Origin of the sequence: Achromobacter sp. (genome assembly GCF_049647645.1) — a bacterium.
In the GTDB taxonomy this organism is placed as follows: Bacteria; Pseudomonadota; Gammaproteobacteria; order Burkholderiales; family Burkholderiaceae_B; genus Achromobacter.
On record NZ_JBARYB010000101.1, the window covers coordinates 1 to 24,610 of the forward strand.

Below are 24,610 nucleotides of genomic sequence, written 5' to 3' on the forward strand. Positions count from 1 at the left end.
GCCGCACCCAGCGCTGCACCCGCCATCGCGCCCGCACCGAGCTGCGGCCCGCCGGAGACCAGCCCGGTTGCGATGCCGGGGCCGAAGATGCCCAGCGCCAGCAGGGTCAGCGAGGCCAGCATGATGACCAACGCGTGGTCGATGGATGGCTCGGCGGGATGCACCTGAAACTCGGCGAACAGGCCCGAGCCGATGCCCACGATCACCGCCAGCACCAGTACCTTGATGCCCGAGGACACCACGTTGCCCAGCACCTTCTCGGCGAGGAATGCGGTCTTGTTCCAAAGAGCGAACGGCACCAACACGAAGCCCGCGAGCGTGGTCAGCTTGAACTCGATTAACGTGATGAAAAGCTGGATCGCCAGCACGAAGAAGCACAGGATGACGATCAGCCACGCCAGGAACATCACGACGATGGGCGTGATGTTCACGAACACCTCGGGAAACCCCGCCATGTTGCCGATCTGCTCAAGGATCGGCCCGCCGGCGTCGATGCCGACCTTTGCCAACCGACCCGGTTGCAGGAAGTTCTCCATGCTCAAGGTCGAGCCGCTGGCCGTCAGGCCCAGGCCAGCGAAGGAACGGAACAGGACGCCCGCCAGCATGTTGAAGTTGCCGATGATGTAGGCGAAGGCACCGACGTACAGCACCTTTCGGATCAGCTTGGCGATCACGTCTTCGCCCTGGCCGGTGGCATGGCCCATCGCCCAGAACAATCCGGCGAGCGTCATGTCGATGACGATCAGCGTGGCGGTCAGGAATGCCACTTCGCCTTGCAGCAGCCCAAAGCCCGAGTCGATGTAGCGCGAAAAGGTATCGAGGAAGCGGTCAATCACGGTGACGTCATTCATGGCGAGTCCTCCTGCGCAGGCGCATTGCCATCGGCGGGTTCATCAAAGCTGGACGGAATCGGCGGCAGGTCGGCCAGCAGAAACGCATGAATCGCGAGGGCGAACAGGACCGGCGTGTGTGGCATAGCAGCCTCCGTCAGCGGTTGTAGAAATTGACGGACTGCGGCGTGTACGGCGTGCCTTCGCCCAGGAAGCGGCGCGTTACTTCGCGCCCGCGCTCTGTGGCCGCAGCCTGCCGCGCCAGTTCCAGCGAGGCGGCCCGGTCCTGCGTGATCTGCAGGCGCTGCGACTGGATGGACTGCTTGGCCTGCAGGGCCAGCAACTGGTTCATGGCCTGCATCGCTTGCAGCGCGCCCTGGGCCGATTGGCTCTTGCCTACGAGGTCGGCCAGCACGCTTTCGTCTTCGCCCAGGTTCTGCGACACCTGGGCCTGCATCCGCATGGTGGTCTGCAAGCCGTTGAGCGTGTTCTTCCAACGTTCCTGGGCGTCGCGGTACATCTGGTCGCCGCTGACGGTGGCGGCGTACTGCTCGGGGTACAGGCGCGCGAACTCCTGATCCAGGTTCGTCACGTCGTAGGCCAAGCCCCGGGCCTGGGCGATCAGCCGCTCGGTCGTCGCCAGGTTGGCGCGCAACTGGCCGACCACGCTGGACGGCAGGCTCGCCAGGTTGCGCGCCTGGTTCATCAGCATCTGAGCTTCGTTCTGGAGCTGCTGGATCTGGTTGTTGATCTGCTCCAGCGTGCGGATCGCGGTCAGCGTGTTCTGCACGAGGTTCGTGGGGTCGATCACGACCCATTGCGCCTGCACGGTGGGCACCGTGCAAAGCATGGCCGCGACGGCGGCGGCGAGAAGACGCTTATTCATGATGGGTTCTCCTGTGGGTGGATGGGCGGGAACGAAGACAGCAGGTCTGCGGCCCACTGCAGGCCGCGATGGCGCAGCCACGTGGCTGCGAATGGGGTGGAAGCGGATGAAGCCGCAGCGAGCACCGCGTCCATGTCGCGCTGGTCCTGCGGCGTCGATGCACCCGCGAAGGCCAGGGTGGCTGGCCCCAGGTCGAGGTCGAACAGGCGGTTGCCGAGACGGGATTGGTAGTAGTAGTCGCGCTTGGGCTGCGCAGTGGCGACGATCTCGATCTGCCGGTTGTTGAGGCCGAAGCCCTGGTAGATCGTCTTGATCTGCGGCTCCGTCGCCTGCGGGTTGGGCAGGAAGATGCGGCTGGCGCAGCTCTCGATGATTGCGGGCGCGATGCTCGAATCCTTGATGTCTGCCAAGCTCTGCGTGGCGAAGATCACCGCGACGTTTTTCTTGCGCAGCGTCTTGAGCCATTGGCGGATGCGGGCCGCGAACACTGGGTCATCCAAGAACAACCAGGCTTCATCGAGGATCAATAGCGTGGGGGCGCCGTCAAAGCGCTCATCGAAGCGCGCAAAGAGGTAGTGCAGCACGGCCATGACGGCGGCCTTGCTGTGCATCAGCTCCTCCATTTCGAAGCACTGCACGGAGCCGGAGCCCAGGCGATCCGAATCCGCGTCCAGCAGCTTGCCGTGCGCGCCACCCAGCACATAGGGCGCGAGCGCCTGGCGCAGCGCATTGGATTGCAGTAGCACTGACAGGCCGGTCATGGTGCGCTGCTCCACGGGCGCACCGGCGAGGCTTCCCAGCGCCGACCAGATGGCCGCCTTCTCGTCGGGGCCAACGGCTACCCCTTCGTGCAGCAACCGGCCTTCGATCCATTCGGCGGCCCAGGTGCGGTAGCCCTCGCGGTCGATGCGGGCCAAGGGCTGGAACGCGATCTCGCCATCCATGCCCAGGTCGTAATGCTCGCCGCCCAGGCCCAGGATGGTGGCGCGCATTGAGCGCCCCATGTCGAAAGCGAGAATGCGCGAGCCGGGATAACGGCGGAACTGCATCACCAGCGTGGCGAGCAGAACGGACTTGCCCATGCCAGTCGGCCCGGCCACCAGTGTGTGCCCCACATCGCCGATGTGCGTGACCAGCCGGAACGGCGTCGCCCCTTCGGTGCGGGTCACGATCAGCGGCGGGCCGTCCAGGTGGGCATTGCGCTCAGGGCCAGCCCAGACAGCGGACACGGGCATCAGGTGCGCCAGGTTCAACGTCGAGACGATGGGCTGGCGCACGTTCGCGTAGGCGTGCCCTGGGATGGATGACAGCCAGGCATCCACTGCGTTCAAGGTCTCGAGGATCGTCACGAAGCCCCGGCCCTGAATTACCCGCTCCACCATGCGCAGCTTTTCATCGGCCACGGCGGGATCGGCATCGAGCACCGTCACCGTGGCGGTGACATAGCCAAAGGCCACCTGATCGCTGCCCAGCTCCTGCAAGGCAGCATCCGCATCGGCCGATTTGTTGCTGGCATCTGTATCCACCAGCGGGCTTTCCTGCTGGAAGATGGTTTCGCGCAGTAGCGCGATGACGTTCTTGCGCTTGGCGAACCACTGGCGGCGCAGGCGCCCCAATTCCCGTTCCGCCTCGGATTTGTCCAGGCAGAGAAAACGCGTACTCCAGCGATACGCAAATCCGAGGCGGTTGAGGTCGTCCAGAATCCCCGGCCAGGTCGAGGTCGGAAAACCTCGCACCGTCGCCACGCGCAGGTGCTGGTCGCCCAGCATCGGAGCCAGGCCGCCGACCAGTGCGGAATCGGGCAGCAACGCATCGAGGTGGAATGGCACCTCGGGCACCGCCAGCGAATAGCGCCGCGTGGAGATGGTTGAGTGCAGGTAAGTCAGCGTCTGGCCGTCATCCAGCCAGGCAATCTCCGGCATCACGCCATCCAGCAGATCGAAGATGCGATTCGTTTCTGAGATGAAGGATTGCAGCCGCTCGCGCCAGTCCACGCCTTCGGTGGGACGGTTCTCGTACAGCATCCCCACTGCGCGTGCGCGTGATTCCTCGGGCGGCAGGTACACCAGCGTCAGGTGGTAACCACTCTCGAAGTGGCTGCCCGATTCCTCGAAGGCAGCGCGGCGTTCCTCGTCCACCAGCCACGACAACGGCTCGGGAAACTCGGAGTGTGGGTAGTCCGCCGCTGGACGGCGCTCGGCTTCCACGAACAGCGCCCAGCCCGAACCCAGCCGGCGCAGCGCGTTGTTCAGCCGCGCCGACGTGGCGATCAGCTCGCCCTGCGTGGCGCTGTCGAGGTCAGGCCCACGAAAGCGCGCCGTGCGCTGGAACGAACCATCCTTGTTCAGCACCACACCCGGTGCCACCAGCCCGGCCCAAGGCAGCCAGTCGGCGAGCAGCGCGGGCCGCTGACGGTATTCGGCAAGGTTCAGCATGGCATTCCCCTCACACGTCCAGCAGCGGCTTGTGCTTGATGTGCCGAGCGAACACGGCCATGAACTGCGGATCGACGCGGGCACCCCAGACGGCCAGCGAGTGGCCGGCGATCCACAGCACCACGCCGGAAATCCACAGTTGCAGGCCTAGCCCGACGGCGGCGGCCAGCGTGCCGTTGGCGATGGCCACGGTACGTGGCGCACCGCCCAGCAAGATCGGCTCGGTGAGCGAGCGATGCAGCGGCACCTCGAACCCGACCGCGAAGGTGTCCGGGGCACTCATACGACGGCCCCGCCCGAGAAGCTAAAGAACGACAGGAAGAACGAGGACGCGGCGAAGGCGATGGACAGACCGAAAACGATCTGGATCAGCTTGCGAAAGCCCCCCGACGTGTCGCCAAAGGCCAGCGCCAGGCCCGTGGCGATGATGATGATGACCGCCACGATGCGCGCTACCGGCCCCTGGATGGATTCGAGGATGGATTGCAGCGGGCCTTCCCAGGGCATGCTGGAGCCAGCGGCCTGTGCAGTGCCCGCGAGCAACAGCATGAAGGCGGCGAGCAGCAGGCCCTGTATCGCCGGACGCGCCAGGCCATCCAACCGCGGAGGGCTGGAACGGCGAGAAAACGGATTTGCGGAAATACGGAAAGCATCAACGTGCGTCATGGCAGTTCTCCAAAGTGGTAGGGGACAGGGAGGAAAGGTCGGACTGCGGCTGCAGCTCGGGAAACGGCGCCTCCAGCGCGTCCGCCAAGCCATAGCCCACGCCATCGAAGCCGACGACGCGGGCGATGCTCTCGATGCGGCGCTTGCGTCCGCGCCCGGCGATGTAGATAACCACGTTGACCGCCTCCGCGATCAGCGCGCGGGGCGGATTCACAGCCACTTCGAGGATCAGTTGCTCCAGGCGCAGCAGCGCGCCCAAGGCAGAGCCAGCATGGATGGTGGCAATGCCGCCCGGATGGCCTGTGCCCCAGACCTTGATGAGATCCAGCGCCTCGGCGCCGCGCACCTCGCCGACCACCACGCGGTCAGGCCGCAGGCGCATGGAAGAGCGCACCAGCTCCTGCATGGACACCACGCCTTGGCGCGTGCGCAGCGGCACGTGGTCGCGGGCCGCGCATTGCAGCTCCACCGTGTCTTCGAGCACCAGCACGCGGTCGCCCGTGGCGGCGATCTCCGCCAGCAACGCATTGGCCAGCGTCGTCTTGCCGCTGCTCGTGGCCCCCGCGATCAGGAGGTTCTGCCGCTCGTGCACCGCGCGGATGAGAAAGTCCGCCTGGTCGCTGGTCATCATTCCGTCGATGACGTACCGCTCCAGCGGAATCACGCCGATGGCGCGCTTGCGCAGTGCGAAGGCCGGCCCCGGCGCTGCCGGCGGCAGGATGCCCTCGAAACGTTCTCCGGTTTCGGGCAGCTCGGCCGACAGCAGCGGCTGGCCGCGATGGACTTCCGCGCCGACGTGGGCGGCCACCAGCCGGATGATGCGTTCGCTATCCGCTTCGGACAGCTCCGCGCCCATCGGCGCGCGCCCCGATGAAAGCCGGTCGATCCACAAGGTGCGATCCGGGTTGAGCATGATCTCCACCACGTCAGGGTCTTCAAGCGCGGCGGCGATCAGCGGCCCCATCGCAGTACGCAGCATCTGGATGCGGCGATCCAGTGAGGTGGCGGTGAAGGAAGGAACGACACTCATGACGCACGCTCCGGTGCTTCATCCATGCGCGTGGGGTCTGGATGCAGTTCCTCCACCACGTCGCGCACCAGGCTGCGCCCGCGCAACAGGTGGCGGCCCAACTGCTCCACAAACTGCTCGAAGCGCACCTTGCCCTGCGCGCGGGCTGCGTCCTGATGGGCCTCGGGCACGGGAGTGCTCACGGTCAGAAAATAGCGGATGAACAGCGCCAGCGTCTCGATCTGGATGTTCTGGTCGCGCTCCATGCGCTCGGCCTGGCGCGACAGGCGATCGAGCCGCTTTGCGATGGCCGCCTCGCGCTGGTCGGCGGCGTCGGGCGACAGCCAGGACGCCAGAGCAGCGGCGACGATGCTGGACTTGGACACGCCTTTCTTGGCGGCCAACTCGTCGAGCCGCTTGGCATGCTCGGGCTGGATGAACAGGTTCAATCGGTATTGCGTCATAGCTGGATTCCGTCGTCAGGGTCGAGGGATGCCAGCCGGGCCGTGCGCTGCAGCGCCGGGTCAAGCTGGCGCGGGAGGGGAAGCGGCGCGTCGTCGTCATCCAGCAGCGCGAGGTCGTTGGCTGCGAATGCTTGTTCGGGTCGGTACTCGGTGACTTCGGAAAACTCGGGCTGGCGGCGCGGGCCGCCGTCGTCGGCACTACCGATGTCATCGACAGCTTCGATGGCCGGTGCCGCTGGAACGTCAGAAATCGCCCAGCCAGTCCACTCATCGGCGCGGGCCGGCGGAACGTCGGCATAGCGCCCACCAGCGAGCGCCGGCGGCGGCAGCACGCGCCGCTTGAAATTGGCGTCCGCGTAGTAGCGCAACTTCTTGGCTTTGATCGGCGCCAGGCTGGAGACCATCACCACCGCCTCATCGGGCGGAAGCTGCATGACTTCGCCCGGTGTCAACAGCGGGCGGGCCGTTTCCTGGCGAGACACCATCAGGTGACCCAGCCACGGCGCGAGCCGGTGGCCCGCATAGTTGCGCTGCGAGCGCAGTTCGGTGGCTGTGCCCAGAGTTTCAGAAATCCGCTTGGCGGTGCGCTCGTCGTTGGTGGCGAACGTCACGCGCACATGGCAGTTGTCCAAGATCGAATGGTTCTGCCCATACGCCTTGTCGATCTGGTTGAGCGACTGCGCAATCAGGAAGCTGCGGATGCCATAGCCCGCCATGAAGGCCAGGGCCGTCTCGAAGAAGTCCAGGCGCCCCAGCGCGGGGAATTCATCGAGCATCAGCAGCAGCTTATGGCGACGTGGGATGCCGTCGCTGCCGTCTAGTGATTCCGTGAGCCGCCGACCGATCTGGTTGAGGATCAAGCGGATCAGCGGCTTGGTGCGACTGATGTCCGAGGGCGGCACCACGAGGTACAGCGATACCGGATGCTCGGCGGAAATCAGGTCCGCAATGCGCCAGTCGCAGCGCGAGGTGACTTCGGCCACCGTGGGGTCACGGTACAGGCCGAGGAACGACATGGCCGTGGAGAGAACGCCGGAGCGTTCGTTGTCGCTCTTGTTGAGCACTTCGCGGGCAGCGGAGGCAACGACCGGATGCGGGTCGTTGCCCAGATGCCGCGTGCTCATCATCCGGTGCAGCGTCAGCTCGAACGGACACGCCGGATCACTGAGGAAGTTGGCAACGCCCCGCAGCGTCTTGTCTTCTCCCGCATAGAGCACATGCAGGATGGCGCCGACCAGCAGCGCGTGCGAAGTCTTCTCCCAGTGGTTTCGCTTCTCCAGCGCGCCTTCAGGATCGACCAGGATGTCTGCAATGTTCTGCACGTCGCGCACTTCATGTGCGCCGCGCCGAACTTCCAGCAGTGGGTTGTAGGCGGCCGACTTCGCATCAGTCGGGTTGAACAGCAGGCAGTGCGAAAAGCGCGCGCGCCAGCCGGCGGTGATGCTCCAGTTCTCGCCCTTGATGTCATGGATGACGGCGGATGCGGGCCAGGACAGCAGTGTGGGCACCACCAGGCCAACGCCCTTGCCCGAGCGTGTGGGCGCGAAGGTCAGGACGTGTTCCGGACCTTCGTGGCGCAGGTACTCATCACCATGCCGACCGAGGAACACACCAGCGGGCTGGGTCAGCCCTGCCTTGCGAATGTCGCTGGCGTCGGCCCAGCGTGCCGAACCGTAGGTCGTAACCAGGCGCGACTGGCGCGAGCGCCAGATAGACATGCCGATGGCGACCAGCACAGCGACGAGGCCGCTGCCCCCGGCAATCGCGCCACCGATGTCGAAGACGCGCGGCGCGTAGGCGTCAAAGAAGAACCACCACTCGAACAGCCGCCAAGGGTGATAGACCGGCGTGCCGAGGAAATCGAACCACGGCGAACCCAGGCGTAGCTGATAGCCTAGGGCCGCTGCTGTCCATTGTGTGGCGCTCCACACTCCGGCGATCACGATGCCGAATACCACAGCGATCTGACCGAACAGCACGTTCGTTCCTTGCATCTCCCAGCCTCCGATCACGGCACAGAGACGTGCCGCAGGCAATCAGGATCAAGGCAAGCGCACAGGTCAGTCAAAGGCCGTTATGGCGGGGATTCAGGCCGAAAAAGCCAGACTTCTTGCAGTGGCGAAGACAATAAAAACGCCGCAGACGCGAGCGCGTTGCGGCGTAGTGAGGTAACAGCGAGAACTTTGTCGCTGCGAAGCGACTGCGAAGAGGCTAATTGGATTTCTTCTCTGGCTGATCACCGAAGAAACGCCGTTTGGCGGCCTCGGCGGCACGCACACAGAGTTCGTCGCCGATCTTCGCGCGATCTTCCTTGCATTGCCGTTGAATCTCTTTGATGCGTTCGGGATTCGCCACCAGCGAGTCCACGGTTTCCGAAGGTTGAGAGGAGGGGCCGCATGCAGTCAGCGCGGCGGCCAGCGTCAGCAGCATCACTTTGTTCATGATTCAATCCTTTCATCGGGTGGGTCAGGAGTCTTCGGCGGTGCTAAGGTCATCCGCTGAATCAATGAAGGCCACTCGTTCGATGAATCGGGCCAGCATCTCAGAAGGCTCTGCATCACGGCGCAGCAGATAGGTCGTGAGCATGAGCGGCTTGCCCGCCAAGCGCCGGGCCACGACGCCCGACTCGCGGCTGGAGGTGATGTGCGCCTCGCCCGCCAGGCCCAAGGCCAGCCCGGCGGAAACAAGGGTCATCATCACGTCGAAGGTCGCCACGCGTTGCGCGATCAGCGGTTCTTGCTCGCACGTGCGAAGGAAACGATCGACCTGGCGCGCATGGCCCTCGCAGATGGCCGGGTCGCCCAGGGCCAGGGGATAACGCAGCACTTCCTTCAGCGGAACCTGCTTGAAGGCAAGCACGGGATGACGGGTTGGCACCGCCACCATCAATTCATCCTCCCACGCGGGAGTGAGCACGATGCCATCATCTGCGTCTTCGGCCATCGAGAAGCCTGCGTCATACAAGTCGCTATGAAGCCCTTTGATCTGCTGATCCAATGGCACCTCGAATAGTCTGATTTCCACCTCGGGGTCTTCTTCGCGGCTACGCGCCAGCAGTGCCGGCAGGCGCGATGGCGTGATGCCGTCGGACAAGGCAATGCGCAACTGGCCGTGAAAGCCGTTGGCGGCGGACTTGACGCTATCGCGGGCCTGATCCAATGCTGCGAAGACACGTGGAATGTGCTCCAGGAACAACCGCCCCGCGCGGGTCAGTTGCGTGCTGCGGGTGGTGCGAATAAAAAGGCGGGCGCCGAGTTCTTCCTCCAGTTCCTTGATGGTGCGGGACAGTGGCGATTGGTCAATGTGCAGCCGTTCAGCGGCCCGAGCGAAATGAAGCTCCTCCGCGACAGCGATAAAACATCGAAGGTGGCGTAATTCCACTTATGCCCTTACTAGCGTGTCAGATCGTCCACGTTCTGTGGGACGCAGCCTGTACTTCATTCATATGAGAAACCAAGGACGCTGTCCTTCCGAACCGAAAATGTCCAGGGTTCGATGTAAGCGACCCAATCTAAACTTAGTTAGTGAGTGATATGTTACTTGCTAATTAAGTAAAAAACAATGGTTAAGTTAATTAATCAGCTGGGCAGTTCCCCCTCCCGGCGGGAGAGGAACCCGCGGTTGTCAACCGATGTTTGGAAATGTCTTGACGCAAGATTCGCCTGATTTCGACGATTGACGCAGCGGCTTCCTGCGCGCTGTGTCCGGACACGATAATTTTTTCCGACATGGCACCATCCAGATGGGCACTTCGATAGGGGACCAGGCCATCGTCCGAGTCCGCAAGAGGGCCGCTAGCATGCTGCGTGGCAATGATCGAGTGATAAGACACCTGACCCGAGATCGGAAGCTCGCTCGTAGCTTTGACGAAGGGGTCGTTTTCGTCGAGTTGATCGATGCTGTTGGGGATGTTCTCCAGGATCGTGGCCTGTGCCATGGCCGTGGTGTCGGCGCGAGCCGGGAAGGCGTCGCCGAGGGTTGTCAGCAGCGTCAGCGGCAAGCGGATCAATCCGGCCACCCAACGCCCAAGTCCCTGGCCGGCAACCACGGTTCCACGGTGCGGCGTGGCAATGAATATCACACGCTCAGCACCTGGAAATGGCTGAAAGTGCAGAAGAGGGTCAAGTTGGGAGCGGGTGCTGCCAAGATGATCCAGATCGATCCTGGGGTCCGATACGGCCCATTTCCACAGTTGCTGATCAGCCGTGGAGACCATCAGTCGCGCTAGCATTCCTCCCATGCTGTGTCCAATCAACACCAGCCCATCCGAAGCCAAGGTTTCCTCATCAGGATCGAAATGATGCAATGCGGCCGCCAGAACTTGGCGGATTGCTGCATGACTGGCTGGCACAGGCAAATTCGTGGGGTAATAAACTTGCCAGACTTGGAATTCGCATCGCAGTTCTTCATCGGCCAGAAGCTCATTAGCGACGTTGACCCAGGCCTTGGGGCTGCTCGCCAGTCCATGCAACATCACGATGATGCGCCGCCGCGGGTCGAAGGGCTGCATCAGATACAGATGCGGTTGATCGATTCCACGCTCACGTCCAAACAGCCCTCGCAGCGATTGCTGGTTGAATCCCGAACGTGCCAACTACAGGCCGTAGCCAGCCGTAAAGTTACCAGCCAGTGGCACGCGTTGACCATGGAGCTGCAGATAGTCCTGGATCAACGGGTCATACACACCGACGACGAGTTCACGCGAGGCAAGCAGCTCATCCACTGTGGGCGCTTCAAAGCGAAGCACTACCGTCACGTTGGGCGTGGGCATTTCGCTCCAGGCGAGAAACGTTCTCGGATGCTCGTTACCGGTGGGGGATCCGTATGAGTCGTCCAGTGATTTCGACTCTCCATCCGTTACGGCCACCAATTCGGCGCCCAGACCATCCCTGCGATAGATGCCGCGCAGACCTTGGAATGCCAGAGCGTTCGCAGGCAGTAACTCGCGCGGCATGGTCGCATCGTTGGGCAGCCGAGCGTTCAGGTCAACTCGCAAAGTCCAGTCACCCAAGCGGAGTGCAGCTTTGGCTTCGCCAGCATGCGCACGCGATGCCCGGTGCTGTAGGCCAAACAATTGCGTGACCGTTTTTTGCACCGCATAGTTGTACCAATCGCGCACCTGCGTCTGCCGCTCCTCAAACGCGCGCTCGCCGGGGGAACGCCTGGTGAAAAAAAGATAGGCATAAGTGTGCCGAGCCGTCTCGATCCAAGCGGAAGCAGAAGCGGTGTCACTGTAGGGGACTGCCGTCGAGATAGACACGGCATGCTGCACCCAGAGTTCAGCCAGTGCCGATAACCTGGTTTCGTCGTCTAAGTCCTTGACCATGGCTAGCGCCTCGATACAAGCGAGCGAGGTGCTTGTTGCGCATGCACGTTCATCGAGTCCGGTGACGCGGATGGTCTGCAAGGTCAGTGCGCTGAGTTTGCCCGTGCCGAGAAAATCGCCGCGCCGTAGGGCGACGTATTCATCCGACGTCATTGCGCGTACAGCGACAGAAGGTCTGAATTCACTGACGACCGCGCAACCGCCAAGCGCAAACGCGGCAGCGATCATGCTCAACCAACGCCAGAAGAATACAAGGAGCACGTGCTTCACGACTGGGAGTTGCGTACCGGCGCTGGTGCGCCGCGCTGTTGTTTTCACACGGCCGCCGCTGAACGCGCTGGGCCAACATCGCGGCGCGGCTGGCGCACCAGCATCACGGGAACTGTCGCGATACGCGCCACCTGCTCCGCGTCGCTGCCCAGCAGCAGTCGGTCCACGCCGCGGCGCCCGTGGGTGCCCAAGATGACCAAATCGCACGCGCTCGTCTCGACCTGCCTGGTGATCTGTTCCGACACGCGTTCGGTGCCGCTTTCAAGCAGCACTGTCTCTACGGCAATTCCGTCCTGACGCAACCGGTTTGCGGCCTCATCCAGCAAGGCCTGCCCGGCTGCGAGGAAGCGCGGGCGGACATCCTTGATGTAGACCTCGGGGCGCTCGAAACCCGTGCTGTGCCGGGTCGGTTCGATGACATGCAGCAAGATCACGGTGGCGCCGCTCAGGCGCGCCAAGTCTGCCGCGTAATCGAGAGCCAGGAGAGATGTGGGACTGCCGTCCAGCGGCACCAGAAATCGGGAATACATGGAACTCCTCCGGGAACTGGGGATTGCCGCGTCGGAAACCACCCGCTGGCGCCGCGGGCTCCTCCGACTCATGACATGTGCTGGCCGCCGTTCATCGCCACGTTGCTGCCAGTCATGAAGGCAGCGGCCTCACTGGCGATGAAGGCCACCAGTGCCGCGATCTCATCCGGCTGGCCGAGGCGGCCAACCGGAATCGCATCGATGATCTTCTGGCGCACGTCCTCGCGTACCGCCATCACCATCTCGGTGGCCAGGTAGCCCGGCGAGACGGTGTTGACCGTCACGCCCTTGCGCGCCACCTCCTGCGCGAGCGCCTTGGTGAATCCGTGCACGCCGGCCTTGGCCGCCGAGTAATTGGTCTGGCCAAACTGACCCTTGCTGCCGTTGATTGACGAGATGTTGATGACACGCCCCCAGCCGCGCTCCACCATCGGTTCAATGAGCGGTTTGGTGACATTGAACATGGAGTCCAGGTTAGTACGCAGCACGGCGTCCCAGCCAGATTTGTCCATCTTGCGCAAGGTCGCGTCGCGGGTGATACCGGCGTTGTTCACCAGGATGTCGATCCGATGGCCATCGGTGTGGATGCGTCGCGCCAGCTCCTGCGCCGATTCGTAGTCGGACACGTCCACACCGTAGGCCGCAAATGTGCAGCCTTGTGCAGCTTGCGCTTGCTGCCACTGGTCAATCGTGGAATTGCCTGGCGTATGCGTGACAATCACGCGGTGGCCGGCATCGTGCAGGGAGCGGGCGATCGCAGCGCCCAGTCCCCGGTTGCCTCCGGTCACCAAGGCCGTTCGTTGAAGGGTGCTCATGGCGACCTCCTCACTTCTTGGTTTTGCTCTGGGGCGCAGCGGATGGCGCGGTCCAGGGCTGGGCCCATTGCTGACAGAGCTGGGCGAAAGAGGCTGTGTCACCACTGGCGCCGAATGCCTCGGAAACAGACGCCTGCCAGACCGAGAGCGATTGGCGCAAGCCATCGGCAAAGGCGGCCTGACTCTTGGCTGCAGCTTGGCCGACCGCTTGGGTATCGCCCATGCGGCCCTGGCACAGGCGCCAGAACACCTCGGACGGCAAGGTCGCAAGCGCCTGCCAGTCGGCCGCTTGCTGGAGGTTCTGGATGCGCGAGGTGGTCTCCAGCATGCTGCCAGCGCTGAGCTGCTGCATGGCTTCTAGCCAGTGATGGCCGCTTTCTTGCAGCAAGCGGGTGATCTGAAGCTGTAACTCGGCATTGGCCTTGTAGAGTTGGATGGGCAGTTCATTGTTCATTGAGTACTCCACTGTCATGAGGTGCCCCCATGGGGGCGGGTATGGGCCATTCCTGAGGAGTGTCCCGGTCGAAGTCGGGTGGCTGGGTCGCAGCCTCGGGGCGTCATGTCATCGCATTGCCACATAGGTCCCCGGCGCATCACCTAGCGGTGCTTGCGTCCCGCCCATGGCAGGCGGCGTGACGCGTCCGGTCGAACGCAGCCCCAGCCATTGCTGCCATGCTGGCCACCAGGAACCGTCGTTCAGAGGGGTTTCGGCATGCCACAGTTGCGGATCGACGTAGCGATCGCCGGCGGCGCGGGTGCCTATCTGGAAAGTGCGCCGAGGATGCCCCGGCTCGCTGACCACGCCAGCGTTGTGTCCGCCGCTGGTGAGCACGAAGGTCAGCTCCGCATCGGTGAGCAGGTGCATCTTGTACACCGATGGCCAGGGGGCGACGTGGTCGCGCACCGTGCCGACGATGAACATCGGCACCTCGATGTCGGCGAGCGCCACCGGCCGCCCGCCGACGCGGTAGCGCCCCTCTGCCAGATCGTTGCCCAGATATAAACGCCGCAGGTACTCACTGTGCATGCGATACGGCATGCGGGTCACGTCGGCATTCCATGCCATCAGATCATTGAGTGTCTGCCGCTCACCCAACAGGTATTCGCGCACTCGCCGCGACCAGATCAGGTCGCGCGAGTTGAGCATCTGGAACGCCCCAGCCATCTGCTTGCCGTCGAGATAGCCCTTGTCCCACATGCTGGCTTCGAGCCAGGCCAGTTGACTCTCGTCGATGAAAAGCGCGATCTCGCCCGACTCACGAAAGTCGGTCTCCGACGCTAGCAGCGTCAAACTTTGCAGACGCTCGTCGCCATCGCGCGCCATCGCAGCAGCGGCGATCGTCAACAAGGTGCCGCCCAGGCAATAGCCGACCGCCTGCACCTTGCGCCCGGGCACGATGGTGGTGACGGTGTCCAGCGCATCCATGACGCCGAGCCGGCGGTAATCCTCCAGGCCGAGGTCGCGATCGGCCGCGGTGGGGTTCTTCCATGAAAGGATGAACACCGTATGCCCTTGATCGACCAGATACTTCACCATCGAGTTCTGCGGTGACAGGTCAAGGATGTAGTACTTCATGATCCAGGACGGCACGATCAGTACCGGCTCGGCATGCACATCGGGCGTCGTGGGCGTGTACTGGATCAGCTCGATCAGGTGGTTACGAAACACCACCTTTCCTGGGGTGACTGCCACGTCCTTGCCGACCTCGAACCCTTCGGCCCCGGCGGGAGCATCATCAAGCGCAAGACGCCGCGCATCGTCGAGAAAGTTCATGGTACCGCGCCACAAATTGGCGCCGCCACTGGCCTTGATGGCATCCAGCACCTCGGGATTGGTCCAGATGAAATTGGCCGGCGACCACATGTCCAGCCACTGCCGCCCTGCGAACGTGACCATGTTCTCGTGGTGGCGCGATACGCCGCGCACGCCGGTAGTGGCGTTATGCCACCACTGCTGCTGCAGCAGAAAGCCCTGGTGAATCACGTTGAAGGGCCACTGTTGCCAGGCCGGGTCGGCAAAGCGCCGATCCTGTTCCAGCGGTTCAATGCAAGCTGGGCAATCGCGTGCGCTTGCGGCCCGCATGGCGTAACGCGCGAAGCGTTGCTGCTTTTGCAGACTCTTTTCGAGCAGGCTTCGTTGCTTGCCCGGAGAAAGGCTCAGGTGCAACGCCCAGTCGTACCAAGCCAACAGGCCGACCGCCGGTGACAACCCGCCAGTGCCGCGCGCCCGCCAGGCGTTCGCAAGCGTATCCAGGGTATCAGGGCGGCAGACTTCGGACTGTGTCGGATCGACCTCGCCATGTATTGCGACTGTGCTCATCTCTGACTCCCTCATTTAGATAGTGACATATTACTATCTTATTGCTTATAGGAAAAAACGCAACCCTTGCTCAAGGCGGCAAAAATTTCCATCCTCCCGCGAACGCTGCAACTCCTTTTTCTGAAGTTGCAGACTCAACGATCGAGCACCTTTCCGTCCATTTATAAGGCGCACCTGCTTCTTGATCTGCATCAAATTGACCTACTCGCTTCCCATGGGAAGAGGTCACCAGTCCTGTGTCATCCGACAAAATTTCTGATCTTGCATCATGGTTATTTTGCGTGATAAGATAGTAATAAGTCGCTTACTAAATGGAGTCTGAACAGTGAATCAACGCCCCCAGTACCTGTCCGCCGAAGATCGACGCGCAGCCACAGTGCAAGCCGTCGTCGATTTGGCTGCGGAGCAAAACCCAGCCGAGATCACGACCACGGCCATTGCCGATCGAATGGGTTTGACGCAGGGCGCACTGTTTCGCCACTTCCCCTCCAAGGAAGCGATCCTTGAAGCGACGATGTCCTGGGTCGGCGAACGCCTTCTGATCATCGTGGACAAGGCAGCCGAGGGCGCCGCATCCCCTGCCGTAGCGCTCGAGGCCATGTTCATGACGCATATCGACTTCGTGGCCAAGCATCCTGGCGTGCCACGCATGTTGTTCGGAGAGTTGCAGCGCTCCGGCGAGACGCTCGTTAAGCGGATGGTGCAGACCCTGATCCGCCAGTACGAACAGCGCCTGCGCCGCCTGATGGAAGCGGGCAAGACGCAGGGCGAGCTGGACGCGGAACTGGACGTGGATGCCGCCGCCGTGCTGTTCATCGGCACGATCCAGGGATTGGTCATGCAGTCTCTGTTGGCAGGCAACGTCAGTCGGATCCGCCGTGATGCGCCAGCCGTGTTTGCCATCTATCGCCGTGGCATCGAAAGCGGCACATGAAACACCTGTCTGCTCCGCAGGTGCCACGACGATCCGCAAACCTTTCGAAAAACCGGGAGCAATGAGCATGACAGCACACAGCGGGCGCGGTATCTGGATGCGTGTGATCTCCCTGATTGCCATCGGTTTTGGCCTACTGACCATCAGGGAAGGCGGCGCAGTCCTGTTTTATGACGGCGCAGCGCGTGCCGCGGCCGGAAGCTATGTGCCGTTCGTGCTCTGGTTCAATTTTCTGGCCGGGTTCGTCTACATCGTTGCTGGCATCGGGCTGTGGATACGCAGGCGCTGGGCCGCGTGGGTGGCGATTGTCATCACGGTTGCGACTGCGCTCGTGTTCTTGGCCTTCGGAGTGCATGTGTATCTAGGTGGCGCGTGGGAGCGGCGCACAGTGATCGCCATGACTCTGCGCACGCTGGTGTGGGCTGGCATCGCGACCATAGCTTGGCACCGATCGGCGACGAATGCGCCGGTCGCACGCGAGCACTGAATATCTCTTTTAAGCGGAAAGCCATCGATGACAACTCCGAACCTCTCCACCAGAAAAACTCGTTGGATCGTGATCACCGTCGCCATACTCGTCCTTGGCGGTGCACTGGCGTTCTGGCTATTGCGTGACCATAAAAATCAAGATTCATTGCGCCTCTACGGCAACGTCGACATCCGCGAAGTTCAACTGGCTTTTCGGCAGCCTGGGCGCGTCACGCAAATGGCTTTCGATGAGGGCGATGCCGTCAGCGCCGGTGCGCGCCTGGCCGCGCTTGACGCGCAGCCGTATCGAGAAGCCCTGGCTGTAGCACAAGCCCAGGTGCAGGTGGCGCAAGCGGAGCTGGCCAAGCTGCGCCGCGGTTTGCGGCCGCAGGAAATCACCCAGGCGCGCGAGGCGCTCAGGCAGGCACAGGCGCTTGCCACCGAGGCCGAGCGCAACTTCCAGCGCCAGAGCAGCCTGCTGTCATCGGGTGCCAGCAGCCAGCGCACGGTCGATGGCACCCGCACCGCAAGGGATCAGGCTGCCGCGGGCGTCGAGGCAGCCAAGGCCGTCCTGTCGCAAGCGTCCGAAGGCTTTCGCAAGGAAGACATCGCGGCGGCAGAGGCGCGCCTGGCCGCAGCGCAAGCGGCCGCAGCGCAAGCGGCCACGTCTCTTGCCGACACCGAATTGGTCGCACCGAGCGACGGGACCGTCATCGCGCGGGTGCGTGAACCCGGCAGCATGGTTGCGAGCCAGAGCACGGTCTACAGCCTGAGCCTGGACAAGCCGGTTTACGTGCGGGCCTACGTAGGTGAGCAGGATCTGGGGCGCATCGCTCCCGGCACCAAGGTGCGTGTCAAAAGCGATTCCGTGGAAAAGGAGTATCGCGGCCAGATCGGCTTCATCTCTCCGCGCGCTGAATTCACCCCCAAGACGGTGGAGACGACGGATTTGCGCACGGATCTGGTGTATCGCTTGCGCATCGTCATTGACGAAGCCGACGGCGATGCCGCCTTGCGTCAAGGCATGCCGGTGACGATCGAGGTTGATGCCCAACCAGGCATCAGCGCGCGTGTCGGGGAAGGTTGAGATGCAAGCGAATACCGTCTTTCCCGTCACTGCTGAAAGCCCGAACGCTGATGCCGCTGCCGCCGTCATCGAAGGCGTGGACAAGCATTTCGGCAAGGTGCAGGCCTTACGGAACTTGAGCGCACGCATCCACTACGGGCGGTTGACGGGTCTGGTCGGCCCCGACGGCGCCGGCAAGACGACGCTGATGCGGATTCTGACCGGCCTCCTGGTGCCGAACGCCGGCCGCGTCACCCTGGCCGGCTATGACGTGGTCAAAGACAACGACGCCATTCACGTCGCCAGTGGCTACATGCCGCAGCGCTTCGGCCTGTACGAAGACCTGTCGGTGATGGAGAACATGCGCCTGTATGCGCAGTTGCGCGGCATGGATGCGGACCGCAACGCCGATCTGTTTGCCGAGCTGCTGGACTTCACGCGGCTCGGACCCTTCACCAAGCGCCTCGCCGGCAAGCTCTCCGGCGGCATGAAGCAGAAGCTGGGCCTGGCCTGTGCGCTCATGGCGCGGCCCAAGGTCCTGCTGCTAGACGAGCCTGGAGTGGGCGTCGATCCCGTCAGCCGCCAGGATTTATGGCGCATGGTGCAAGCGCTGACCGATGAAGGCATGGCGGTGGTCTGGTCCACCGCCTACCTCGACGAGGCCGAGCGCTGCGAGAGCGTGCTGTTGCTGAACCAGGGGCGGCTTTTGTTTGATGGTCCGCCGCAAGAGCTGACCGCGCACCTCGAAGGCCGCAGCTTCCGCCTGGAAAACGTCGGCGCCGAGCGCCGGGCGGTTCTGACCGAGGCACTCGATCTGCCCAGCGTGAGCGATGGCGTGATCCAAGGCGCCGGGGTGCGCGTGGTACTGCGCGAGGGTGCGCCAGCGCAGCAAATCCAGGCGCTGGCCGATCGAGCCCAAGTGCAGCTGGCGCCGGTGCCCGCGCGCTTCGAAGACGCCTTCATCGATTTGCTCGGCGGCGGACCCGGCGGTACATCGACCCTCGCCGAGCGCCTGCCACCGGTCGAACTGGGTTCCGACGTTGCTGTGTCCTGCCGCAACCTCACCAAGCGCTTCGGCGAATTCACCGCCACCGACCAGGTCAGTTTTGAGGTGCAGAAAGGTGAAATCTTCGGTCTGCTCGGCCCCAACGGCGCCGGCAAGTCCACCACCTTCAAGATGCTGTGCGGCCTACTGAAACCTACGGCTGGTGAAGCGCATGTGGTGGGTCACGATCTGCGCCACGCCACCGGCGCAGCCAAGAGCCAGCTCGGCTATATGGCGCAGAAGTTCTCGCTCTATGGCCTGCTTTCGGTGCGGCAAAACCTGGAGTTTTCGGCCGGCGTCTACGGGCTGGAAGGCAACGTCCGACGCGAGCGAATCGACGAAATGATCGCAACCTTCGATCTCGGCGACTGGTTGTCCGCGACGCCCGACTCCCTGCCGCTGGGACACAAGCAGCGCCTGGCGCTGGCCTGCTCGCTTATGCATCGGCCACCCGTGCTGTTCCTGGATGAACCCACTTCGGGTGTGGACCCGATCACCCGGCGCGAATTCTGGACCCACATCAACGGCCTGGCGCGCAAGGGCGTGACCATCATGGTCACCACGCACTTCATGGACGAGGCCGAATACTGCGACCGGGTCGCCATGCTCTCGCGTGCGCGCCTGATCGCGCTCGACACGCCCGACGCGCTCAAGCGAATTGCCGCCAATTCCGAGCGCCCCGACCCGACCATGGAGGACGCCTTCATTCACCTGGTGGAGTCTGCCGAGCGTGAGATGGAGGCCGCTGCATGAACGCCGCTGCAAAACACAAGGATGGCACCGGCCCGATGCAAGGCGACTTGCGCCGTTTTGATCTAGGGCGCCTGGTGGCCTTGGTCACCAAGGAAAGTTACCAGGCGCTGCGCGACCCATCGACGCTCTTGATCGCGTTCGTGCTACCGGTGGTATTGCTGTTGCTGTTTGCCTATGCGGTATCGCTGGATGCCAAGGAGGTTCGTGTCGGCGTGGTGCTGGAGTCGCCCGGTGCATCAGCACAGTCGCTGGCCGCCGCCTTTTCAGGTACCCGTTTCCTGAATACGCACTTCGCCCATGACCGCCGCGAAGTGGCCGACCAGCTCGTCTCCGGTGCCCTGCGCGGCTACGTCGTCATCCCGCAGGACTTCGAGCAGCGCCTGGCCCAGCGCGGCAGTGAGCCGCTGGTGCAGATCGTCACCGATGGCTCCTACCCCAACACCGCCAACTACGTCGAAAACTACGCCCGTGGCGTGGTGCAATCCTGGCGCGCCGGGCTGGATGTCGCAGCACCAGCGCAGGCCGTCGTGCTGGAACCGCGCTATTGGTTCAACCCCGAGCTGGAGAGCCGCCGCGCGCTGATCCCCGGCGCCATCGCCATCGTCATGACCATCATCGGCACCATGCTGACCGCGCTGGTGGTGGCGCGCGAATGGGAGCGCGGCACCATGGAGGCGGTGCTGTCCACGCCCGCCTCGGTGGCCGAAATCCTGATCGGCAAGCTGCTGCCGTACTTCGTGCTTGGCATGCTTTCCACACTTGGCGCGGCGGCGCTGGCCGTGTTCGTTTTCGGCGTCCCGATGCGTGGCTCGCTGGCGGCCCTGCTGCTCTTGTCGGCGGTGTTCATGGTGCCGGCGCTGGGCCAGGGCCTGCTGATCTCGTCACTGGCACGCAACCAGTTCCTGGCGGCGCAGATCGCGCTGTTCACGGGCTTTCTGCCGGCTTTCATGCTGTCGGGCTTCCTGTACGAGATCGATGCCATGCCGACCCCGATCCGGGTCATCACACACCTGGTTCCGGCGCGCTACTTCGTCGACTCGCTGAAGACGGTGTTTCTGGCCGGCGACATCTGGGCCGTGTTCCTGCCCAACCTGGCGGCCATGGCGGCGATCGGGGCGGTGTTCTTCATGATCGCCAAGCGCGCCACGCGCAAGAACCTGGAGTAACGCGATGTTGACCTCCGCATTCTCGTTCACCCGCCTGCGCGCCCAGTTCATCAAGGAAGTGCTCAGCGTCCTGCGCGATCCGCGCAGTCGCATGGTGGTGTTCGTGCCGCCCATTCTGCAACTGCTGGTATTCGCCTTTGCCGCAACGCTTGAGGTGCGCAACGTCGACATCGCCGTCTACAACCAGGACGCGGGGCGCTGGTCGCACGAACTGGTGCAGCGCCTAGACAGCGCCCGCTTCATCACCCACGTCCGGCACGTGGACAGCCAGCGGCATTTGCACGAGCTGATCGACCGGGGAGAGGTGATCGCCGCGCTCGCCATCCCGGTGGACTTTTCACGCACGATTGCCGCCGGCGGCAGCGGCCGCGCGCAGGTGCTGGTCGATGGTCGGCGCAGCAACTCGGGCCAGATCACCGTGGCCTATCTGTCCACCCTCGCCGCAGAGGTCGGTGCAGAGGTCGCGCCAGACGTGCAGGCGCCGACTCCGGTAGTCGTGCGCCACTGGTTCAACCCGAACCTGGTCTACCGCTGGTTCATCGTGCCCGGCCTCACCGGCATCCTGGCGCTGTTCAGTTCGCTGCTCATCACCTCACTGTCGATTGCGCGAGAACGCGAGCTGGGCACGTTCGACCAATTGCTGGTGTCGCCCACCTCGACGCCGGAAATCATCATTTCCAAGTCATTGCCCGCGTTGGCGATCGGAACGTTGCTGGGCTTGTTCATGATCAGCGCAGGCGTGTTCCTGTTCGGCATTCCCTTCACCGGTTCGTTCGCGCTTTTGTTCGCCAGCCTGGTGCTGTTCATCCTGTCGGTGGTCGGCATCGGCCTGATGATTTCCGCGGTCAGCATGACGCAGCAGCAAGCCATTCTGGGCGCCTTTGCCATTGGCGTGCCGGCGGTGTTGATGTCCGGCTTTGCCACACCGGTAGAGAACATGCCGCTGGTCCTGCAATGGCTGGCTCAGGCCATTCCGCTGACCCACTTCCTGATCATCGTCGAGGGCAGCTTTCTGAAGGCCATGCCACCCAGCGACATTCTTTCCAGCCTATGGCCGCTGGCGGTCATTGCCCTGGCCACGCTGACGATGGCCACTGTATTTGTCCGAGGACGCCTGCAATGAAACCAAAGACTCACACTCCTTTCTCTCGCGTAGCAGCAATAACACCAGCCGCTTGGCGTTCGCGCCCGCTTGCGCTGGCCTTGTCCTGTGTCTTGTTGACAGCCTGTGCGGCCGTCGGGCCGGACTACCGCGAACCGCCGCCGGTCGATACTGGCAGCGGTTGGACTTTGCCTTTGGCAACTGAGTCGCAGTCTGCGGATCTGACCCAATGGTGGTCCGCGTTGGGCGATCCGGTACTCGATCGCCTGATGGCTTCGGCGTTGGCACAGAACCTGAACCTGCGTCAGGCAGCCGCACGCATCGACGAGGCACGCGCCCTGCGCGATCGCGTGGCCGGGGATAGTTTTCCTACCGTCGGCGCTGGAGCCAGTGTCAACCGGCGCCGTCAAAGCGAGAATGGCCCCTTGCCCATTGGCACCATCCCCGGCCTTGACGCCACGCAGACCATTTACGACGCAGGCTTCGACGCGGCTTGGGAAGTCGATCTATTCGGCGCCAAGCGGCGCGCCCTGGAAGGCGCGAGCGCCCGCCTGCAGGCGACCGAAGTCGAAGCACAGGGTGTGCGCATGCGCATCGTGACCGAGGTCGCGCGCACCTGGTTCACAGCGGTTGGCGCCGGATACGAGCTGCATGCGCAACAAGCCACGCTGTCCACGTTGCAGCAGACCCTGGCGCTGGTGCGCCTACGGCATGCGCTGGGCGATGCGTCGGCCGCCGACGTGGAGGCGGCGTACGCCCAATGGGCAGCGGTCAACGCGCTCATTCCGGACATCCAGGCACGCCAGCGTGCCGCGGTGCTTGGCCTGGGCGTGCTTTTGGGCGCTCCGCCGGAGCGTGAACTGGCATTGCTCGACGGCCCATTGACACCATGCACGCTGCGGGCGTTGCCGGTGGGTGAGCGCGCCGACCTATTGCGCCGACGCCCTGATGTACTGGCGGCGGAGCGGCGCCTGGCGGCGAGTTCGGCCGACATCGGCGTGGCCACGGCCGAATTGTTCCCCAAGCTCTCCATCGGTGTGGGCGGCGGGTTTCAAGCGCTCAGTACGGGTGACTGGTTCGATGCATCCAGCTCGCGGTTTTCCATCCTGCCGCTGATTTCCTGGCGCCTGTTCGACGGTGGCCGCGTGCGTGCTGAAATCCGGGCACGCGAGGCAGCCGAGCAGCAGGCTGCGCTCGCCTACGAACAAGCGGTGCTGACGGCCCTCGGCGACGCCGAGCGTGCGCTTGGCGACTATCACGGCGGGCTGGACACGCTGGAGCGTCGTGCAATGGCCTTGAAGGCGGCACGAACCAGCTACGGCTACGCCAAGGCACGCTACGCCGCAGGTGATGTCGCACTGGTGGAACTGCTGGCCGCCCAGCGCAGCTTGCACGAAGCCGAGACCACGGCCGCACGCGCGCATGCCAGCGCCGCAGTGCAATTGGTGGCGCTGTACAAGGCGCTCGGGGGTGGCTGGGATGTATCCAGCACGACGCCAACCACCGTCAATCCGCCCCGAGGTGCCGTCGCCCCCACGCCTCTTGCGAGTCGCTCGGACATACCCCCAAGCGACACCGTGACTGAGCGATTCGCAAGCGACAGCACAGCACGCTAAAGCGTCACCCATTTCATCAGTAAGCGGTCGCATCGAAGGAGCCAAGCCATGACCACCACCGCCTTCTTGATTCCGCCCGTGAACCTGATGGGTGCGGGCTGCCTTGGCGATGCTGCCAAAGCCATCCATTCCTGTGGCTTCAGGAAAGCCCTGGTCGTTACCGCCCCATCCTTGGTGCGCTTGGGCATCGTCAAGAAGGTCTGCGACCTGCTTGCCGCACACGGCGTGGAGGCCGTGGTCTTCGATGACTTGCAGCCCAACCCAATGGCGCAGAACGTGACCGACGGTCTGAGCCTGCTGCGAGACAACGCTTGCGACTTCGTCATTTCTCTCGGCGGCGGCTCGCCGCACGACTGCGCCAAGGGCATCGCACTGGTCGCTGTCAATGGCCGAACGATCAAGGATGACGAGGGCCTTGACCCATCTGGCAAGCCGCAGTTGGCCGACGATGCTCCGGCTGATCTCTGCTTGGCAGCCATTTACAGGCTGTCTGGGGATATCAGCTTTCCTGGCTGGCCAGCACAGTTCCCAGATCAGTTCCAAAGCCTTCCCAGGTCACCCACTGATGCGTTCGAAAAAGAAACTCGGCCGCTGGTCTCACAAGAAGAAATTCGTGCCATTTTTTCCGCGGCGATGTAGCCGCTCAGCGTACGTTTGCCACCCGCCTTTCATTTAACACAACCAAGGAGTTCCACCATGCAAACGAACGTAGGAAACCTCGATCGCATTGCGCGCTTCGTCATCGGCCTCATCCTGCTCAGCCTGCCGTTGTGGCTGGATTCGCCATGGCGTTGGCTGGGGCTCGTTGGAATCATGCCGCTGATCACCAGTCTGGCTGGTCGCTGTCCAGGCTACCGCCTGCTCGGTTTGAACACCTGCCCGATGCAAAAGAAAAAGCCTGAGTGAGCA

At 63.4% G+C, this 24,610-nt stretch carries 26 protein-coding genes; 9 read left to right on the forward strand and 17 right to left on the reverse strand.

All coding sequences use genetic code 11. From position 1 onward, the window contains the following. The 17 genes from trbL to WBB14_RS12440 form a co-directional block, all read right to left on the reverse strand. A partial coding sequence (trbL, locus tag WBB14_RS12360; protein ID WP_424240075.1) for a P-type conjugative transfer protein TrbL occupies positions 1 to 851 on the reverse strand: 851 nt, incomplete at its 3' end. Then, a complete protein-coding gene (locus tag WBB14_RS12365) occupies positions 848 to 976 on the reverse strand; it encodes a hypothetical protein (RefSeq protein ID WP_424240076.1) in 129 nt (42 codons plus the stop codon). The genes WBB14_RS12365 and trbL, both read right to left, overlap by 4 nt. An 11-nt stretch (positions 977 to 987) precedes the next feature. Beyond that, positions 988 to 1,716: a P-type conjugative transfer protein TrbJ gene (gene trbJ / locus WBB14_RS12370; protein ID WP_424240077.1), complete on the reverse strand. Its 729-nt coding sequence runs from the start codon at positions 1,714 to 1,716 to the stop codon at positions 988 to 990. Next, positions 1,713 to 4,151: a conjugal transfer protein TrbE gene (gene trbE, locus WBB14_RS12375; protein WP_424240078.1), complete on the reverse strand. Its 2,439-nt coding sequence runs from the start codon at positions 4,149 to 4,151 to the stop codon at positions 1,713 to 1,715. The genes trbJ and trbE overlap by 4 nt, the downstream gene beginning before the upstream one ends. A gap of 10 nt (positions 4,152 to 4,161) precedes the next feature. After that, positions 4,162 to 4,434 (reverse strand): VirB3 family type IV secretion system protein, encoded by a 273-nt coding sequence (locus tag WBB14_RS12380; RefSeq protein ID WP_424240079.1) that lies wholly within the window; start codon positions 4,432 to 4,434, stop codon positions 4,162 to 4,164. Next, on the reverse strand, positions 4,431 to 4,817 hold the full coding sequence (locus WBB14_RS12385) for a TrbC/VirB2 family protein (protein ID WP_424240080.1): 387 nt from the start codon (positions 4,815 to 4,817) through the stop codon (positions 4,431 to 4,433). Before WBB14_RS12385 ends, WBB14_RS12380 begins: the two co-directional genes overlap by 4 nt. Beyond that, positions 4,804 to 5,847 (reverse strand): P-type conjugative transfer ATPase TrbB, encoded by a 1,044-nt coding sequence (trbB, locus tag WBB14_RS12390; protein ID WP_424240081.1) that lies wholly within the window; start codon positions 5,845 to 5,847, stop codon positions 4,804 to 4,806. Before trbB ends, WBB14_RS12385 begins: the two co-directional genes overlap by 14 nt. Next, the gene (locus WBB14_RS12395) at positions 5,844 to 6,290 is read right to left on the reverse strand and encodes a CopG family transcriptional regulator (protein WP_424240082.1); all 447 of its coding nucleotides are present in this window, start codon (positions 6,288 to 6,290) and stop codon (positions 5,844 to 5,846) included. The genes trbB and WBB14_RS12395 overlap by 4 nt, the downstream gene beginning before the upstream one ends. After that, positions 6,287 to 8,284: a conjugal transfer protein TraG gene (locus tag WBB14_RS12400; RefSeq protein ID WP_424240083.1), complete on the reverse strand. Its 1,998-nt coding sequence runs from the start codon at positions 8,282 to 8,284 to the stop codon at positions 6,287 to 6,289. The genes WBB14_RS12395 and WBB14_RS12400 overlap by 4 nt, the downstream gene beginning before the upstream one ends. A gap of 217 nt (positions 8,285 to 8,501) precedes the next feature. Further along, positions 8,502 to 8,732, reverse strand: a complete 231-nt coding sequence (locus WBB14_RS12405; protein ID WP_424240084.1) for an EexN family lipoprotein — start codon at positions 8,730 to 8,732, stop codon at positions 8,502 to 8,504. A 24-nt stretch (positions 8,733 to 8,756) separates the two neighbouring features. After that, positions 8,757 to 9,671: a LysR family transcriptional regulator gene (locus tag WBB14_RS12410; RefSeq protein ID WP_424240085.1), complete on the reverse strand. Its 915-nt coding sequence runs from the start codon at positions 9,669 to 9,671 to the stop codon at positions 8,757 to 8,759. 193 nt (positions 9,672 to 9,864) lie between these two features. Further along, positions 9,865 to 10,800, reverse strand: coding sequence for an esterase/lipase family protein (locus WBB14_RS12415; protein ID WP_424240086.1), 936 nt, complete (start codon positions 10,798 to 10,800; stop codon positions 9,865 to 9,867). Positions 10,801 to 10,884: 84 nt separating this feature from the next. Further along, positions 10,885 to 11,886 (reverse strand): hypothetical protein, encoded by a 1,002-nt coding sequence (locus WBB14_RS12420; protein ID WP_424240087.1) that lies wholly within the window; start codon positions 11,884 to 11,886, stop codon positions 10,885 to 10,887. Between the two features lie 44 nt (positions 11,887 to 11,930). After that, entirely contained in the window at positions 11,931 to 12,416 is a 486-nt protein-coding gene (locus tag WBB14_RS12425; protein ID WP_424240088.1) for a universal stress protein, read from the reverse strand. Positions 12,417 to 12,484: 68 nt separating this feature from the next. Further along, complete coding sequence (phbB, locus tag WBB14_RS12430) at positions 12,485 to 13,231, reverse strand: acetoacetyl-CoA reductase (RefSeq protein ID WP_424240089.1); 747 nt, start codon at positions 13,229 to 13,231, stop codon at positions 12,485 to 12,487. 10 nt (positions 13,232 to 13,241) lie between these two features. After that, positions 13,242 to 13,685, reverse strand: a complete 444-nt coding sequence (locus WBB14_RS12435; protein ID WP_424240090.1) for a phasin family protein — start codon at positions 13,683 to 13,685, stop codon at positions 13,242 to 13,244. 108 nt (positions 13,686 to 13,793) lie between these two features. Beyond that, the gene (locus tag WBB14_RS12440) at positions 13,794 to 15,551 is read right to left on the reverse strand and encodes a PHA/PHB synthase family protein (protein ID WP_424240091.1); all 1,758 of its coding nucleotides are present in this window, start codon (positions 15,549 to 15,551) and stop codon (positions 13,794 to 13,796) included. 325 nt (positions 15,552 to 15,876) lie between these two features. Here WBB14_RS12440 and WBB14_RS12445 point away from each other — a divergent pair, with 325 nt between their 5' ends. From WBB14_RS12445 to WBB14_RS12485, 9 genes are all read left to right on the forward strand, one after another. Next, on the forward strand, positions 15,877 to 16,485 hold the full coding sequence (locus WBB14_RS12445) for a TetR/AcrR family transcriptional regulator (RefSeq protein WP_424240092.1): 609 nt from the start codon (positions 15,877 to 15,879) through the stop codon (positions 16,483 to 16,485). Between the two features lie 67 nt (positions 16,486 to 16,552). Continuing rightward, entirely contained in the window at positions 16,553 to 16,972 is a 420-nt protein-coding gene (locus WBB14_RS12450; RefSeq protein ID WP_424240093.1) for a hypothetical protein, read from the forward strand. A 27-nt stretch (positions 16,973 to 16,999) separates the two neighbouring features. Beyond that, positions 17,000 to 18,040, forward strand: coding sequence for a secretion protein HlyD (hlyD, locus tag WBB14_RS12455; protein ID WP_424240094.1), 1,041 nt, complete (start codon positions 17,000 to 17,002; stop codon positions 18,038 to 18,040). A gap of 1 nt (position 18,041) precedes the next feature. After that, on the forward strand, positions 18,042 to 19,817 hold the full coding sequence (locus WBB14_RS12460) for an ATP-binding cassette domain-containing protein (protein ID WP_424240095.1): 1,776 nt from the start codon (positions 18,042 to 18,044) through the stop codon (positions 19,815 to 19,817). Then, positions 19,814 to 20,983, forward strand: coding sequence for an ABC transporter permease (locus tag WBB14_RS12465; RefSeq protein WP_424240096.1), 1,170 nt, complete (start codon positions 19,814 to 19,816; stop codon positions 20,981 to 20,983). The genes WBB14_RS12460 and WBB14_RS12465 overlap by 4 nt, the downstream gene beginning before the upstream one ends. A 4-nt stretch (positions 20,984 to 20,987) precedes the next feature. Then, entirely contained in the window at positions 20,988 to 22,106 is a 1,119-nt protein-coding gene (locus WBB14_RS12470) for an ABC transporter permease (protein ID WP_424240097.1), read from the forward strand. Beyond that, the gene (locus WBB14_RS12475) at positions 22,103 to 23,701 is read left to right on the forward strand and encodes an efflux transporter outer membrane subunit (RefSeq protein WP_424240098.1); all 1,599 of its coding nucleotides are present in this window, start codon (positions 22,103 to 22,105) and stop codon (positions 23,699 to 23,701) included. Before WBB14_RS12470 ends, WBB14_RS12475 begins: the two co-directional genes overlap by 4 nt. A gap of 48 nt (positions 23,702 to 23,749) precedes the next feature. Further along, positions 23,750 to 24,340 carry an iron-containing alcohol dehydrogenase gene (locus WBB14_RS12480; RefSeq protein ID WP_424240099.1) on the forward strand — a complete coding sequence of 197 codons (591 nt, stop codon included), beginning with the start codon at positions 23,750 to 23,752 and terminating at the stop codon, positions 24,338 to 24,340. A 57-nt stretch (positions 24,341 to 24,397) separates the two neighbouring features. Continuing rightward, positions 24,398 to 24,607 (forward strand): YgaP family membrane protein, encoded by a 210-nt coding sequence (locus WBB14_RS12485; protein WP_424240100.1) that lies wholly within the window; start codon positions 24,398 to 24,400, stop codon positions 24,605 to 24,607. Positions 24,608 to 24,610 lie beyond the last annotated feature (3 nt).

Coding starts and splice junctions, on each gene's coding strand:
- WBB14_RS12365 (WP_424240076.1), bottom strand. CDS start 976: ATGCCACACACGCCGGTCCTGTTCGCCCTCGCGATTCATGCGTTTCTG.
- trbJ (WP_424240077.1), bottom strand. CDS start 1,716: ATGAATAAGCGTCTTCTCGCCGCCGCCGTCGCGGCCATGCTTTGCACG.
- trbE (WP_424240078.1), bottom strand. CDS start 4,151: ATGCTGAACCTTGCCGAATACCGTCAGCGGCCCGCGCTGCTCGCCGAC.
- WBB14_RS12380 (WP_424240079.1), bottom strand. CDS start 4,434: ATGAGTGCCCCGGACACCTTCGCGGTCGGGTTCGAGGTGCCGCTGCAT.
- WBB14_RS12385 (WP_424240080.1), bottom strand. CDS start 4,817: ATGACGCACGTTGATGCTTTCCGTATTTCCGCAAATCCGTTTTCTCGC.
- trbB (WP_424240081.1), bottom strand. CDS start 5,847: ATGAGTGTCGTTCCTTCCTTCACCGCCACCTCACTGGATCGCCGCATC.
- WBB14_RS12395 (WP_424240082.1), bottom strand. CDS start 6,290: ATGACGCAATACCGATTGAACCTGTTCATCCAGCCCGAGCATGCCAAG.
- WBB14_RS12400 (WP_424240083.1), bottom strand. CDS start 8,284: ATGCAAGGAACGAACGTGCTGTTCGGTCAGATCGCTGTGGTATTCGGC.
- WBB14_RS12405 (WP_424240084.1), bottom strand. CDS start 8,732: ATGAACAAAGTGATGCTGCTGACGCTGGCCGCCGCGCTGACTGCATGC.
- WBB14_RS12415 (WP_424240086.1), bottom strand. CDS start 10,800: ATGCAGCCCTTCGACCCGCGGCGGCGCATCATCGTGATGTTGCATGGA.
- WBB14_RS12425 (WP_424240088.1), bottom strand. CDS start 12,416: ATGTATTCCCGATTTCTGGTGCCGCTGGACGGCAGTCCCACATCTCTC.
- phbB (WP_424240089.1), bottom strand. CDS start 13,231: ATGAGCACCCTTCAACGAACGGCCTTGGTGACCGGAGGCAACCGGGGA.
- WBB14_RS12435 (WP_424240090.1), bottom strand. CDS start 13,685: ATGAACAATGAACTGCCCATCCAACTCTACAAGGCCAATGCCGAGTTA.
- WBB14_RS12440 (WP_424240091.1), bottom strand. CDS start 15,551: ATGAGCACAGTCGCAATACATGGCGAGGTCGATCCGACACAGTCCGAA.
- WBB14_RS12450 (WP_424240093.1), top strand. CDS start 16,553: ATGACAGCACACAGCGGGCGCGGTATCTGGATGCGTGTGATCTCCCTG.
- hlyD (WP_424240094.1), top strand. CDS start 17,000: ATGACAACTCCGAACCTCTCCACCAGAAAAACTCGTTGGATCGTGATC.
- WBB14_RS12460 (WP_424240095.1), top strand. CDS start 18,042: ATGCAAGCGAATACCGTCTTTCCCGTCACTGCTGAAAGCCCGAACGCT.
- WBB14_RS12465 (WP_424240096.1), top strand. CDS start 19,814: ATGAACGCCGCTGCAAAACACAAGGATGGCACCGGCCCGATGCAAGGC.
- WBB14_RS12470 (WP_424240097.1), top strand. CDS start 20,988: ATGTTGACCTCCGCATTCTCGTTCACCCGCCTGCGCGCCCAGTTCATC.
- WBB14_RS12475 (WP_424240098.1), top strand. CDS start 22,103: ATGAAACCAAAGACTCACACTCCTTTCTCTCGCGTAGCAGCAATAACA.
- WBB14_RS12480 (WP_424240099.1), top strand. CDS start 23,750: ATGACCACCACCGCCTTCTTGATTCCGCCCGTGAACCTGATGGGTGCG.
- WBB14_RS12485 (WP_424240100.1), top strand. CDS start 24,398: ATGCAAACGAACGTAGGAAACCTCGATCGCATTGCGCGCTTCGTCATC.